The organism is Acidobacteriota bacterium, assembly GCA_018268895.1.
GTDB lineage: Bacteria > Acidobacteriota > Terriglobia > Terriglobales > Acidobacteriaceae > Edaphobacter.
Genome location: JAFDVP010000007.1, coordinates 646,647 through 660,301 on the forward strand (window position 1 = coordinate 646,647; position 13,655 = coordinate 660,301).

General features: G+C 61.7%; 13 protein-coding genes. 1 reads left to right on the plus strand and 12 read right to left on the minus strand.

Translation table 11 applies throughout. The features are described 5' to 3' along the window. Positions 1-21: 21 nt before the first annotated feature. Positions 22-366 carry a VOC family protein gene (locus tag JSS95_10320; protein ID MBS1800209.1) on the plus strand — a complete coding sequence of 115 codons (345 nt, stop codon included), beginning with the start codon at positions 22-24 and terminating at the stop codon, positions 364-366. Between the two features lie 56 nt (positions 367-422). Here JSS95_10320 and JSS95_10325 read toward each other — a convergent pair whose 3' ends face one another. From JSS95_10325 to JSS95_10380, 12 genes are all read right to left on the minus strand, one after another. Beyond that, positions 423-1,661 (minus strand): threonine ammonia-lyase, encoded by a 1,239-nt coding sequence (locus JSS95_10325; protein MBS1800210.1) that lies wholly within the window; start codon positions 1,659-1,661, stop codon positions 423-425. An 83-nt stretch (positions 1,662-1,744) separates the two neighbouring features. Next, the gene (locus JSS95_10330) at positions 1,745-2,605 is read right to left on the minus strand and encodes a prephenate dehydrogenase/arogenate dehydrogenase family protein (GenBank protein ID MBS1800211.1); all 861 of its coding nucleotides are present in this window, start codon (positions 2,603-2,605) and stop codon (positions 1,745-1,747) included. Between the two features lie 9 nt (positions 2,606-2,614). Further along, on the minus strand, positions 2,615-3,652 hold the full coding sequence (aroF, locus tag JSS95_10335; GenBank protein MBS1800212.1) for a 3-deoxy-7-phosphoheptulonate synthase: 1,038 nt from the start codon (positions 3,650-3,652) through the stop codon (positions 2,615-2,617). 59 nt (positions 3,653-3,711) lie between these two features. Continuing rightward, positions 3,712-3,975, minus strand: a complete 264-nt coding sequence (pheA, locus tag JSS95_10340; protein ID MBS1800213.1) for a chorismate mutase — start codon at positions 3,973-3,975, stop codon at positions 3,712-3,714. Between the two features lie 160 nt (positions 3,976-4,135). After that, a complete protein-coding gene (locus tag JSS95_10345) occupies positions 4,136-4,897 on the minus strand; it encodes a tryptophan synthase subunit alpha (protein MBS1800214.1) in 762 nt (253 codons plus the stop codon). Between the two features lie 6 nt (positions 4,898-4,903). Continuing rightward, a complete protein-coding gene (locus tag JSS95_10350) occupies positions 4,904-5,266 on the minus strand; it encodes a hypothetical protein (protein ID MBS1800215.1) in 363 nt (120 codons plus the stop codon). Beyond that, entirely contained in the window at positions 5,263-6,507 is a 1,245-nt protein-coding gene (gene trpB / locus JSS95_10355; GenBank protein ID MBS1800216.1) for a tryptophan synthase subunit beta, read from the minus strand. Before trpB ends, JSS95_10350 begins: the two co-directional genes overlap by 4 nt. Before the next feature lie 256 nt (positions 6,508-6,763). Beyond that, positions 6,764-8,248 (minus strand): hypothetical protein, encoded by a 1,485-nt coding sequence (locus JSS95_10360; GenBank protein MBS1800217.1) that lies wholly within the window; start codon positions 8,246-8,248, stop codon positions 6,764-6,766. A gap of 75 nt (positions 8,249-8,323) precedes the next feature. Further along, positions 8,324-9,121: a hypothetical protein gene (locus tag JSS95_10365; GenBank protein MBS1800218.1), complete on the minus strand. Its 798-nt coding sequence runs from the start codon at positions 9,119-9,121 to the stop codon at positions 8,324-8,326. A 78-nt stretch (positions 9,122-9,199) separates the two neighbouring features. After that, a complete protein-coding gene (locus JSS95_10370) occupies positions 9,200-10,510 on the minus strand; it encodes a multicopper oxidase family protein (GenBank protein ID MBS1800219.1) in 1,311 nt (436 codons plus the stop codon). 76 nt (positions 10,511-10,586) lie between these two features. After that, positions 10,587-13,313 carry an ABC transporter permease gene (locus JSS95_10375; protein ID MBS1800220.1) on the minus strand — a complete coding sequence of 909 codons (2,727 nt, stop codon included), beginning with the start codon at positions 13,311-13,313 and terminating at the stop codon, positions 10,587-10,589. A 12-nt stretch (positions 13,314-13,325) separates the two neighbouring features. Then, positions 13,326-13,655 (minus strand): PadR family transcriptional regulator, encoded by a 330-nt coding sequence (locus JSS95_10380; GenBank protein ID MBS1800221.1) that lies wholly within the window; start codon positions 13,653-13,655, stop codon positions 13,326-13,328.

The window sequence follows — 13,655 nt, forward strand, 5'->3', positions numbered from 1 at the left end:
GAGCGTCCCACAGGAGCCCCTATGTCAGCAAACAAGATTGCCCATCTCGAACTTCCGTCCGTCGACGTAGCAGCTTTGAAGAAGTTCTATTCTTCCCTCTTCGGCTGGACCTTTCAGGACTACTGCCCCAACTACGTCGCCCTTGAAGATGCCGGCCTCGATGGCGGATTCAACGCCGACTCCAGCCACAACACCAAAGCGCCCCTGGCCATCGTCGAAACCAGCGACCTCGAAGCAATGGAGAAGAAGGTCAGGGAGGCTGGAGGCACGATCACTCTGCCGATCTTCGCTTACCCCGGTGGACGCCGCTTCCACTTTCGCGATCCGCAAGGAAACGAGCTCGCAGTGATGCAAAGCAGCCATTAAAATATCAAGGGTGACCTGGCAAAAGGTCACCCTTCATATGTCACAGGCAGTGTTCGCTACACTACGCGGCTGTGCTCGAAGCCGCCCTCATTCAACGCCGCGAGCAGCTCTTCCACCTGTTCGCGCCCGCGCGTCTCGAGCGTAATGTCGATCGTCGTATTGCCCAGGTTCACGCCGTAGTAGGCGCGGTTGTAGAGCGTGTCGACGATGTTCACGCGATGCTCGGCGATCAGCTTTGTCAGCTCCGACAGTGCGCCGGGCTTGTCGAGCAGCGTGATGCGCAGGCGGATCATGCGTCCGTCCTGCACCAAACCGCGCTCGATGATGCGGCTCAGCAGCGTGACGTCGATGTTGCCTCCGCCCACCACAACCGCCGTGCGCGCGCCGTCGAGCGACGTTCGTTTCTGCAGCAGCGCCGCAAGACCAGCCGCGCCCGCACCCTCAGCCAGCGTCTTCTCGCGCTCCAGCAGCATGAGGATGGCCGAGGCGATCTCGTCCTCGTCCACCGTGACGATCTCGTCGACGTAGCGCTCGACGACCGGCAGCGTCACCTCGCCCGAGCGCCGTACCGCGATGCCGTCGGCGATGGTCGTTGCCGCCGGGATCGTCACCGGCTGATGCTGCTCCACCGCGCGCGCCATCGAAGGCAGCCGCGAGGTCTGCACGCCGACGACCTTGATCTTCGGGTTCGTCTCCTTCACCGCGCAGCCGATGCCGCCGATCAGACCGCCGCCGCCGATGGGGACGACGACCGCTTCGAGATCCGGCACCTGCTCCATCAGCTCCAGGCCGATGGTGCCCTGCCCGGCCATCACCGCCGGATCGTCGAAGGGATGAATGAAGGTCATCTCCTCGGCGGCGCAGATGCGGCGCGCCTCTTCGTAGGCCTCGTCGTAGTTGGCGCCGTGCAGCACCACCTCCGCGCCAAAGCCGCGCGTCGCCGTCACCTTCACCAGCGGCGTCTGGAGCGGCATCACGATGATGGAGCGGATGCCGCGCTTGGTCGCGTGATAGGCCACGCCCTGCGCATGGTTGCCTGCGCTCGCCGCCACGACGCCGCGCGCAGCCTGCTCCGGCGTCAGCAGGGCGAGGCGGTTCAGCGCGCCGCGCTCCTTGAACGCGCCCGTCATCTGGAGGTTCTCGAGCTTCAGGTAGACCTGCTGCCCCGTAACGGCGGAGAGCATCTGCGAGTGCGCGCACGGCGAGTAGTAGATTGCGCCACGCAGCCGCTCGCGCGCTGCGACCACGTCCGCCAGGCTGATGCTCACTTCGCTCTTCGTCTCAGTCGCAGACACTGTACGCTCCTTGAATCCTCTTACTCAATCTTTGTCATCCCGTAGCGCAGCGAAGGAATCTGCTTCTCGACCAACAGCAGAAACTACGACCGCCGCACACGGAACTTGTTCGCCAGCTCAAACTCTTCGCGCAGACCCGGCGTGCGCAGGTTCTCGCGAACGTGCGTCAGGCGCTGCTCCAACGCGAGCAATGTATCTGCAATCGGCGCTGTGTTCGTCATCGCCACATCGCGCCACATGCTGTAGGGACTTGCTCCCAGCCGCGTCGTCTCGCGCAACGCGCGCCCGCCGATGGCGGCGATCTCCGGAGCGTCGCCGAAGCGCTCTTCGAGCAGCGCGGCCAGCGCCGTCGAAAGCATCTGCGGAAGATGACTGACCCAGGCGCACATCTCGTCGTGCCGTGCGGCGTCCATGTCGAGCGAGCGCGTGCCGAAGAGGCCAACCCACATGCGCCAGTCCTTCTCAATCGGCGTTGTCTGGTTGTTGCACGGCGTGAAGAGCCACATCGCGTTGTTGAACAGCGTGCCCTCGGCCAGCATCGCGCCGCCGCTCTCCTTGCCCGCCATCGGGTGGCCAGGAAGGAAGACCGCCTGGTCCTTGCCGCCAAAGAGCGTCGCTGCAAGCTCCACGATCTCGAGCTTCGTGCTGCCCACGTCGGTGATCAGTTGGCCCGCGCCGGTGACAGGAGCGAGCCGCTGCATCCAGTCTTTGATTGCCAGTACAGGCACGGCGAGCACAATCACGTCGGCCTGCCGCGCCAGCTCCAGAGCGCCCCAGTCGTTGCCCGCCGCGCCGTCGAGCGCGCCCACGGCAACCGCGGCGCGCAGCTCCAGCGAGCTAACGTCCCACCCGTCGATGCGGCCGGTAAAGCCCGCCGCGCGCAGGGCGAGGCCGACCGATGCTCCGATCAGCCCTGTTCCGATGATGAGGACACGCTCGATCACTCGTCCGCCCTATGCCACCGGCACCGCGCTCGCCACGCTGCGCCCAACCACCGGCGCAAGCTGTCCGAGCTGCTTCACCAGCTTCTCAAGCTGCTCCGGATACATGCTCTGCGCGCCGTCGCTCATCGCCTTGTCCGGGTTCGGGTGCATCTCCATCAGCAGTCCGTCGGCGCCCGCGGCCACGGCGGCTAGTGCCATGGGAGGAACGAAGTCGCGGATACCCACGCCGTGCGACGGATCGCCCAGCACCGGCAGGTGCGTCAGCTTCTTCAGCACCGGGATCGCCGAGATGTCCATCGTGTTGCGCGTCGCCGTCTCGTAGGTGCGAATGCCGCGCTCGCACAGCATCAGGTCGTAGTTGCCGCCCGAGAGAATGTACTCGGCCGACAGCAGAACCTCTTCGATCGTCGCCGCGATGCCGCGCTTCAGCAGGCAGGGCTTGCGCACATGGCCCAGCTCGCGCAGCAGGTTGAAGTTCTGCATGTTGCGCGCGCCGATCTGGAAGCAGTCGATGTACGGCAGCATCGTTTCGATCTGCGAGATCTCCATGACCTCGGTGATCACCAGCAGGCCCGTCTCGTCGGCCACCTCGCGCAGCAGCTTCAGGCCCTCGACGCCCATGCCCTGGAAGCTGTACGGCGAGCTGCGTGGCTTGTATGCTCCGCCACGCAGAAACTGGCATCCCGCGGCGGCAACCTGCTTCGCGCTCAGCAGAATCTGCTCGCGCGACTCCACCGAACAGGGTCCCGCCATCACGACGATCTCGTTGCCGCCGACCACGACGCCGTTGGAGAATGTGATCTTCGTCCCCTCGGGGCGGAAGTTGCGGCCGGCCAGCTTGTAAGGCGATGAGATGCGATACGCATCGTGCACGCCGGCAAGCACTTTGAACTCGGCTACCTCGAAGTGGTCCGGCTTGCCCACACCCGCCAGAATCGTCTGTGCTGCGCCCGTTGTGCGGTGAACGTTGAACCCGAGCTCGACCATCCGCTCGATGACGGTTTGAATATTTTCTTCGGTTGCTTCGCCCAACATGGCTACGATCATCGTCTTCGCTTCGCTTTCTTCTTTCGGAGACCAACTACGGAATCTTCGAGCGCCCGCCCCTATGGGTCCTTCTTCTGCAGCGCCCGCATCACATCGATAATGCGCTGATAGATGTCGACCACCTCCGTGTCGGAGAGCGGCCCCGCGTTCGCCTTGCGCACACGCTCAAAGACCGCCTCTTCGCGCTTCGGTTCGTAGACCGGCAGACCTGCGCCTTGCTTGAGCTTTCCGATCGCCTGCGCCGCCTCGGCACGCTCGTTGATAAGGCGAACGATCTGCTCATCGAGCCCGTCGATCTTGTTCCGCCAGTCAGAGATCTCCATTGAGTGTCCTCATAAAGCAGCCCGGCAGCGCCAACCGGCGCAGGCTGCGGTGTTTTGACGTACAGGCCATGATAAACGCCGGAATCGCCATCAAGCTCACCGAATCGGGCGCCCCACATCTCGCCTCTGAGACGTGGGTTCGCAGAACGCCCCGCGCGCCTCATGCCCTCAACCCCGCGACAAACTTCCCAACCGCCGCCGCTGCTTCTTGAGGCGCGGTCTTCTCGATCAACTGCACAATCGCCGAACCGATCACCGCCGCATCCGCAAACTCACCTACGGCCTTCACATGCTCCGCGTTCGACACGCCAAACCCCACGGCGATCGGCAGGTCGGTAAACTGCTTCAACCGCGTCACCACCTGCGAGGCATCGCTCGTCAGACTCGACTGCGTACCTGTAATCCCCACACGCGAGATCGCATACACAAACCCCTTCGAGTTCTCCGCAATCGCCTTCAGACGCACATCCGGCGAGGTAGGAGCCGCCAGAAACACCGGCGCAAGCTTGTTCGCCTGCATCGCCTCCAGATACTCGCCCGCCTCTTCGACGATCATGTCCGTCAGCAGTACGCCATCCGCGCCCGCCCCCGCCGCCTTCGCCGCGAACTCCTTCATCCCCATCCGCATCACAGGATTCAGATAGCTGAACAGAATCAACCCCGCCTCAGGCCGAGCCACGCGAATCTCCTTCGCAATCCCCAGCACATCGGTAAGCCGCGTACCCTTCGCTACTGCACGCTCACTCGCCCGCTGAATCACCGGCCCATCAGCCAGCGGATCGCTGAACGGCACACCCAGCTCAATCACATCCGCGCCATTGTCAATCGCGGCAATCGCAATATCGCGAGTAGTCGCAAGATCTGGATCACCAGCAGTGAGATAAATAACGAGGCCAGGCTTCTTTGGAAAATTTATTGCCATAATGTCCTATCTCGCGCCTTCTTTGTTGTTTTCAGTGAGAATTCGTTCCATATCACCTAAGAGTCGTTGGGCTTCATCGTGTTCAAAGCCTGTACGGGTCTGGAACTCTTCTATTCCTAGCTCATTCAAGACTGCTGCAAGAGCATTCTTGAGTGACCGAGCCTCCGAACAATGAACAACAAACTTATTGCTCTTAGAAAAATCTTGGAAATTCTCGCTAATAGATTTCAGTTGATCGATGCCAATACCAATCGTTGACTCAAAATTGTTTAACTCAAAGCCGTTGATTAATTCATTTGGAATTGCGTTCAATAGCAATTCAGCTTCGGACGCACTCAATTCGATATCTGTGTGAGCAATGGATTTCATGAACCCGCTCCTCTCACATCCAGCTCTTTCGACAAGATCCCCATGTCCTTATCCCCGCGCCCTGACAGATTCACCATCAGCACATCATCCTTCTTCATCGTCGGAGCCAGCTTGATCGCCTCGGCCACCGCGTGCGCGCTCTCAAGCGCCGGAAGAATGCCCTCCGTCCGCGCCAGCGTCACCACGGCCTTCAATGCCTCGTCGTCCGTCGCTGATGTATACGTCGCGCGACCCGAATCATGCAACATCGCGTGCTCCGGCCCCACGCTTGCGTAGTCGAGGCCCGCACTCACCGAGTGCGTCAGCGCGATCTGCCCCGCATCGTCCTGCAGCACGTAGCTGTACGTACCCTGCAGCACTCCGGGAACGCCGCCACCGATCTTCGCAAACCGCGCCGCATGTTCTCCAATCGCCGTCCCGCGCCCACCGGCCTCCACGCCGATCAACTGCACATTCGCGTCGCTCAGAAACTCGTAGAACGCGCCGATCGCGTTCGACCCGCCACCCACGCAAGCAACAATCGCCGTCGGCAGCTTGCCCTCCTGCTCCATGATCTGCCGCTTGGCCTCGATGCCGATCACGCGGTGGAAGTCCCGCACCATCGTCGGGTAGGGATGCGCGCCGAGCGCCGAGCCAAGGATGTAGAACGTCGTACGAACGTTGGTCACCCAGTCGCGCATGGCTTCAGAGATCGCGTCCTTCAGCGTCGCCGAACCCGCCGAGACGCCGCGTACCTCCGCGCCGAGCAGCCTCATGCGGTAGACGTTCAGCTCCTGCCGCCGCATGTCCTCCTCGCCCATGTAGACGACGCACTCCATGCCCAGCAGAGCGCACACCGTCGCCGTCGCTACGCCATGCTGCCCGGCTCCGGTCTCGGCAATAATGCGCTGCTTGCCCATGCGCTTTGCCAGCAGCCCCTGGCCCAGAGCATTGTTGATCTTGTGCGCGCCGGTGTGCACAAGATCCTCGCGCTTCAGATAGATCTTCGCGCCGCCCAGCGTCTCGCTCAGTCGCTTCGCGTAGTACAGAGGAGTCGGACGCCCACAGTAGTTGTGCAGCAGGTCGGCGAGCTCCGCCTGAAACGCCGCGTCGTTCTTCGCCTCGTTGTAAGCGGCCTCAAGCTCCTCGAGCGCGGCCATCAGCGTCTCCGGCACATACCTGCCGCCGTATATACCGAACCGCCCCACAGCCGACCGAACCGGCCCCGCTGGATTCACCAATGCTGACGTCACTCCGCCCATCTTCGCGCTCCCTTCAGAGCAAAACAAAAGCCGCAACCTGTATTGGTCGCGGCTCGTGTGGATTTCGAATCTTGTCTGAACTTTCAGCTTTGCTTCTTGAGCTAATCCGTCAGAAGACCCTACTCCGCCGATGCCGCTACCGGATACCAGTAGCGGTCAATAAAGCTGATAATACGGCTGAAGTTCGAGGTCATCTTGCTTTCAAGCATACACGGGGCTCAGTGTGGCCGCAAGCGGTTTGCATTTTGGTCAACCTTCACGGCTCCAGCACAAACTTCCTGATGGCAATCTGCGCCCCGGCCTTTGCCCTCTCCGGCGCGGGCCTCACCACCACCGTAATCTCGTCGAACATCGTGCCATCCATCGCCGCCGGAATCGGGAAGCTCAGCTTCTCCTCCACCAGTTTGCCCGAAACATTCGGCCGCGCGGCAATCGGCATCTCGCTCGTTGGAATCACCATCGTTCCCAGGTAGTGCGGAGCCAACTCAGGAGCAACAACGTTGACCCGCTGCTTCGCCGCAGCCTTGGCATCCGGCAACTTCTTTACCCACAACTCGAGAGCAATCGCTCCCTCCAGCTTGTCGGCATTTTCAACCACAAGGTTCATCGCAGAGCAGCAGCCCAGATCAATCGGCTCTGAAAGCTTCTGGTGCGCCTCCATCAGCAGCGGATAGCGGTCGGTGGAACGTATCTGCGCCTTCGTCGAGCTCCCGCGCACCACCTTCGCCGTCGGCCGTGGCTGCTTCTCCGGCGGCTTAAAGTACCAGTACTGCCCGTCGAACGGTATCTCCATCGGCTCGGAGATCTTCACGCCAAAGTGCGGCACCAGGTCGCGCTTTACCGGAGCGACAATCTTCTTCTGCGCCTCAGCAAGCGGCAAAAGAATGATGCCCGAATACCCATCCGCCGACGCAGACGGATCCTTCGGAGCATCGGCCGCGTTCTTTGCGACCTTCGGCCCCTTCATGCTGTAAGTCTTCTGCCCCGCCCGCAGGAAGGGAAGCAACGCCGCCAGCGTCAGCACAAACGCCGCTGCCGCGATTCCCGCCTGCCCACTGCTGGAGACAACGGGTTTCGGCTGGACTACTGGCGAAGCTCCTGCAATCACTATGCGCCGCGTCGCCGCCCGCCATGCCAGCACACCCGCAAACACTCCCGCCATCAGCGACGAAGCCACAAACCAATAGTTCGCCGCCAGCGCAATCGCCGCGTCGAGCAACAGCACCAGCAGCAGCGACGGCAGCAGCACCCGCGTCAGCGGCGTCCCTTCGAACAAAAACGGCGTCCCGGGTTGATGCTGTCTGGCCTCAACTTCGGCCTGCACTCTCTCAATCTGGCACCGCTTCATGAAGTAGCCCAGCGTCAGCAGACATAAGATGCTCGCCGCGATCATCAGCAGCGACGATGTCTCCACAAACAGCACCCACGCCGGAACCCACAGCGCTGTCAGGCACGCCGCGCGCACCACCGGTGTCGCCACGGCCTTGCCGCTCGGCAGAAGACGTCCGTACACGGTGCGCACCACAAGGCCGCACACAATCACCGCTGAAAACAGAAGCATCGATGCCAGAACCACCAGCCCGATGCGGTTCATCGATCCGCGCGGCAGCCAAGACACCAGGAAGTCCAGCACCCAGGCGGCAATCACGATGCCCAGCGTCATCGGCCATACCGGCATCTGCTGCGCGGCTACGCCGTCGGCAACCAGCTCAGAATTTGTAGGAACCTCTCCAGAACGCATAAGGAGACCCTCAGCGATGCGCAAGAAGAATCGCACAGAAACTCGAAGGATCGCACAATAAATCTTCGATACGCACTAGTTCACCGGCGACTGCCTGCCCCAGTTGAACCGTCTTCCAACGATCGCCTTGATAATCAGGTGGTCGGTCGAGGCCGTCGCGCCCATGCCCACGCCGAAGTTCAGCTCCCACTTCGGCGAGACGTTCAGGTCGGTCACCGCGAAGAGCTGCTGCTGCTGGTCGTGCAGGGCGCTGAACGACCACGCCCGCCCGAAGTTGCCGTAGTACTCCACGCCGCCCGAGACCTTGCGCGTAAAGTCGTACCCCACCTTCGCCGCCGGAGCGAAGCCCACGCCCTGACTCGTGTCCGGCCCGTGCCACGTGCGCTCCAGCGCCGGATTGACCGCCAGATACCACCGCCCGATCGACTTGTCCACGATCGGCCTGATCTCCCACGTCCACGTATCCGGCGAGTACTGCGACCGCTGGTAGCCAATCTCCGTCGACAGGCTCACCCCCACCGGCCAGTGCCACGAGTCCGGCACACGCACGCGCGGGCGTATGTGGTCGCCCACCCACTGCACACCATGCCCGTTCTGCCAGCTCGTGAACAGGTAGAAGCCTACCTCCGACCAGCTATTGATCCCCTGCGTGATCTCCACCGTCTCGTGCTGCTGGTGGTTCGTCGGATACGTGCCGTCATCGGTCGTCAGCGAGCCCTTGGGCGTGAAGTTCGAGTGCAGCTCCACCATCGTGCTGCGCGGCTCTACCGTCTGCGATCCATACACCTGGATCTCGTAGTTGCCCTGCGCCCGCGCCTGCAGCTCACCCGCGCCTAGAAGCGCGAAGAGTACAAGCAGGTACAGAAGTCTCATTCGATCTAGCAATATCCTATTTCCCTCGAGCGGAATCGATCTCTCCATCATTGAGACGATGTGATTAACAAAACAGACTCAGATGCACCGGAACAACATCATGAACCCCATGTCCATGTGGTCCTGCTGATGGCAGTGAAACAGCGACAGCCCGGCGCGTTCCGCCGTGAACTCCACTTCCACCTCCTTGCCCGCGCTCACCAGCACCGTGTCCTTCAGAATCCCGCGCGTCTCGCGGCCATTGATTTTGCGCAGCTCAAACGTGTTCCGGTGCAGATGGACCGGGTGGTCGTCCATGCTCCTGTTCCTGAAGATCAGCCGGTAGCGCTGTCCCTGCTTTAGCCCCACTGTCTCCGTGTCAGGATACGACTTGCCATTAATCATCCAGCGATCCATCGCTCCATGCCCTGCAAACTTCGATTCAAAGACCAATGGAATCGTAGTGACATTAACCTCCGCTGAAGCCTCGGCAGACCGCTCCGCGCCGAACTGCAGATAGTCCCACTCAAGCATTTGCGGCTGCTGCCATACCGGTTTGCCGCCGCTGCCCGCATACTCCACCACAACGCCCATGCCCGCAGCCTGCACGTGCCTGCGCACCTCGCCCAGCACCCACACGCCGGGGTTGTCCATCACCACCTCGGCAGACACGCGCTCGGCCGGCGAGAGATGCAGCATCGTCACGGTCCGCGGCGACGGCACCGCATTGCCATCCAGTGCGATGACGCGGAACCTGTGCCCCGCCAGCGACAGCCAGTGCGGCTCCGTGGCGCTCGTATTCACCACATGCAGCATCACGCGCTGGCCCTGTTTCACGCGCAGCGGTTCGCCGAACCCCAGCACGCGGCCATTGATCGTCGAGATGTTGTAGACCGGGCCCATCGACCCGTCGTCGCTACCCACCATCGTGCCGTCCCAGTCGTGCAGCGTGAGAAAGAACTCCTCGTCATAGCGCGCCGGGTTCACGCGCGGCTCAACCCACAGCACGCCGAACTGCCCGCTGTAGAGCCCGCGCCGCATGTCACTTCCCGCCATCGTGTGCGTGTGATACCAGCGCAGCCCCGCAGGCTCCGGAGTAAAGGTATAGGTCGCGCTTGCCCCCGGCGCGATCGGCGGCGTCCCCTCCTCCGCCGCACCGTCCACCTCCGGAGGAAGAAACAGCCCGTGCCAGTGGACGATCTCGCTCGCCGCAGTGCGGTTCGTGACGTTGATTGTGACGGGCATGCCTTCTAGCAGACGCAGCAATGGTCCGGGAGACTGGCCATTGTAGGCCGTCGTCCTGATGAACCGCCGCCGCGAAACCTCAAGAGAGCACGGCCCGATTGTGAGCGAGTGGTCAGGCGCAGCCAGTGCGCGAGCGTCTCCAGCCAGCAGCGCCGCCCCAGCCATCGCAGACAACCTAAGCGCCTGTCGCCGAGTCACCACACCTTCATACTAAGTGCAAAGCGGTCTCGTGCCGAACAGCTTACTCATAGCGGAGGGCGATCACCGGGTCGACGCGTGCTGCCCGGCGAGCGGGTAGATATCCGGCCAGCACGGCGACCAGGAGCAATCCTACGACGGATGCGACAAGACTCACGGCATCTGTTCCTTTCAACCCAAAGAGCATGTTCGTCACGACGCGGCTTCCGAGGAGCGTGACGGGAACTCCAATGGCAATACCGACGGCGACGAGGAGAATGATCTCGCGCATGACGAGCCAGCGAACGTTCGCGCGCGATGCCCCGATAGCGATGCGGATGCCGATCTCGTTGGTGCGCCTGCCCACCATGTACGACATCAGGCCATAGATTCCAATGCAGGAGAGGAAGACAGCGAGAAGTCCGAAGAAGGCGGAGAGCTGCGCGACGAGGCGCTGGTTGGTGATGGAGCGGGCCACCTGGTCGTCGAGCGTCGATACGTGGCTGATAGGCAGTGTGCGATCGATGCCGTGGATCGCACGCTGCACCTCATTCGAGATTGCGGCGAAGTTGCCGTCGTAACGCACAGCCAGTCTGCCATAGCCCCAAGGATGTTGCGGGTTGGGGAGGTAGTCGACGTACTGCTGGTCTTCGTCGAGGCTTCCGAACTTGACGTCTTTCACGATGCCGATCACCTCGACGTCGTTCTCCGGTTTCGGATCGAAGCCTGTGTAGTAGTGATGCCCGATCGGATTGATTCTGGCAGGGAAGAGGTTCTTCGCCATACTCTCGCTGATGATGGCGACGTGCTGTGAGGTGGAAGTATCCTGCGGGCCAAAGGTGCGTCCGGCAAGCAGAGGAATCTGCATGGTGGAGAAGTAGCCGTTGCCGATGACGTTATGTTTGACGTTGACGTTCTCGTCGGGCGTCGTGCCTTGCACTCGGATGCGGGTGTTCCAGCTTCCCTCGTTGAAGAAGAACGAAGCGAAGCTCGCGCTCTTCACCCCGGGCAGCGCGTCGATGCGCTGCTCGATCTGTTGGAACATGGAGATCATTCGCGGATCGTCGGACTTGATGCCGGTAACGGTGGAGTCGATGTCGAGGCGAAGGACGTTCTCGCGATCGAACCCCATATCGACCTTGTTGAGGTTTACAAGGGTGCGGACGAACAACATCGCACCCACCATCAGTACGAGCGAGATGGCGACCTGGGTCACAATCAGTGCTTTGCCGAGCGGGCTTCTTGCGGTGCCGTTCGATGAGCCGCGCCCGTCCTTGAGCGCATCGGTCAGCTCAACGCGCGTGGCGCGCAGGGCCGGAATGATGCCGAAGAGGACCGCCGTGGCTACTGTGACCGTAAAGGTGAAGAGCAGCAGCCGTGTATTAAGGGAGACGTCGAGCGGAATCACATCCGCTCCGCCGGAGATCATGCGCAGCAGCAGCCGGTCGGCAAAGACGGCAAGGCCCACGCCGAGCAGTCCGCCAATAAAGGCGAGCAGAAGGCTCTCCGTAAGCAACTGCCGCACGATGCGGATGCGCCGAGCGCCGAGCGCCTGCCGCACCGCAAGCTCACGCGCCCGCGCGGTGGAGCGTGCAAGCAGCAGGTTCGCAATGTTGGCGCAGGCGATCAGCAGCACCAGTGCCGTGATTCCCATCAGGAGGTGCAGCGGCTCCGAGAACTGGCGGCGCAGTTGTGAAAAGCCGGTCGCCATGGGCAGCAGAGTTACGTGAGCTTTGTCGAGGTGGGCGACATTCCTCTGACTCAGGTCCGCATCGGAGAAGCCGCGAATGATCTGCTGATACAGCACGTTGACGTTTGCTGTCGCCTGCGCGGGTGAGACGCCGGGCTTCAGGCGGCCCATGATCAACATGGCTTGATAGAAGTCGTCTTTATAACCCTTCATCTCAGGTGGTATGGACCTCATCATCGACATCGGCACCCAGATATCGGGTGCGTCACCGACTTTGGTTCCGAAGAACTCCGGCGGGGCAACGCCGATGATGTTAAACATTGTTTTGCCGAGCTTGATTTTTCTGTTGAGGACAGCAGGATCACTCGCGAGAGCACGCTTCCACCATGCATAGCTAACGACGACGACAGGGTGGTCACCCTCGGAGTTGTCATCTTCATCTGTCAGTGTTCTGCCAATGGGCGCTTGAACGCCAAGCATCGGAAAGTACGTACCTGAGACGAGCTGAACTTTCATCTCCTCCATCGCATCCCGGCCTTCCACGGTTCCGTGAACGTTCTGCCAGAAGCTGAACATTGCGGCAACATCTGAAAAGACAGCGTTCTTCTGTTGCATCTGGCGGAAGAACGGATAGGAGTACAGCGTGGCCGAGCCGTACCTGTCTGTCACGCCGTATTCGAGCTCGTCGCCGAAGAAAAGGACAAGCTGTGAGGGATTTTTGACCGGAAGCGAGCGAAGCATGACGGCGTCGAGAAAGCTGAAGATGGCTGTGTTTGCACCGATGCCCAGCGCCAGCGAGAGCAGCGCGACAATGGTCAGCGCCGGGCTGCGGAACATCGAGCGCACGCCGTAACGCACGTCCTGCAGCAGCCCTTCAAGCCAGCTCCAGCCCCAGGCACGAAAGCTCGTCTCCCGGATGGAGGCCGTGTTGCCGAAGCTGCGCGAGGCGGCAGTGTGCGCGGCGTCGCGTGAGAGACCGCGGTCCACGTACTCCTGCTCGCGCAGCTCCTTGTGCGTGCGCATCTCTTCGTCGAGATCGTGCTGGAACTTCCTGCCCTGGAAGAGCATTCGTATGCGGCGAAGGGCTTCGTCGAGGATCATGGCAGATCTCCTTCAGGCGGTCTGGATGACACGGTTGATGGCACCGAAGACGCGCTGGAACTGCGAGAGCTCGCGCGCCAGTTGCTTGCGGCCCTCGGCGGTGAGCCGGTAGTAGCGCGCGCGGCGATTGCCCAAGGTGACTCCCCACTCGGCCGTGACCCAGCCTTTGATCAACATGCGTTGCAGTGCGGGGTAGAGCGAGCCCTCTTCCACCTGGAGCACGTCGTCGGAGCTTTGCTGAATGGAGTTCGCCATCTCGTAGCCGTGCAGTGAGCCGTGCAGCGAGAGCGTCTTGAGGATCAGCAGGTAGAGTGTTCCCGGTGGAATCTCGTCGCGCTTCAT

What these genes read in the sequence shown, in the direction of transcription:
- JSS95_10320 (MBS1800209.1), top strand. Translation starts at nt 22, where the DNA reads ATGTCAGCAAACAAGATTGCCCATCTCGAACTTCCGTCCGTCGACGTA.
- aroF (MBS1800212.1), bottom strand. Translation starts at nt 3,652, where the DNA reads ATGATCGTAGCCATGTTGGGCGAAGCAACCGAAGAAAATATTCAAACC.
- pheA (MBS1800213.1), bottom strand. Translation starts at nt 3,975, where the DNA reads ATGGAGATCTCTGACTGGCGGAACAAGATCGACGGGCTCGATGAGCAG.
- JSS95_10345 (MBS1800214.1), bottom strand. Translation starts at nt 4,897, where the DNA reads ATGGCAATAAATTTTCCAAAGAAGCCTGGCCTCGTTATTTATCTCACT.
- JSS95_10350 (MBS1800215.1), bottom strand. Translation starts at nt 5,266, where the DNA reads ATGAAATCCATTGCTCACACAGATATCGAATTGAGTGCGTCCGAAGCT.
- trpB (MBS1800216.1), bottom strand. Translation starts at nt 6,507, where the DNA reads ATGGGCGGAGTGACGTCAGCATTGGTGAATCCAGCGGGGCCGGTTCGG.
- JSS95_10360 (MBS1800217.1), bottom strand. Translation starts at nt 8,248, where the DNA reads ATGCGTTCTGGAGAGGTTCCTACAAATTCTGAGCTGGTTGCCGACGGC.
- JSS95_10365 (MBS1800218.1), bottom strand. Translation starts at nt 9,121, where the DNA reads ATGAGACTTCTGTACCTGCTTGTACTCTTCGCGCTTCTAGGCGCGGGT.
- JSS95_10370 (MBS1800219.1), bottom strand. Translation starts at nt 10,510, where the DNA reads ATGGCTGGGGCGGCGCTGCTGGCTGGAGACGCTCGCGCACTGGCTGCG.
- JSS95_10375 (MBS1800220.1), bottom strand. Translation starts at nt 13,313, where the DNA reads ATGATCCTCGACGAAGCCCTTCGCCGCATACGAATGCTCTTCCAGGGC.
- JSS95_10380 (MBS1800221.1), bottom strand. Translation starts at nt 13,655, where the DNA reads ATGAAGCGCGACGAGATTCCACCGGGAACACTCTACCTGCTGATCCTC.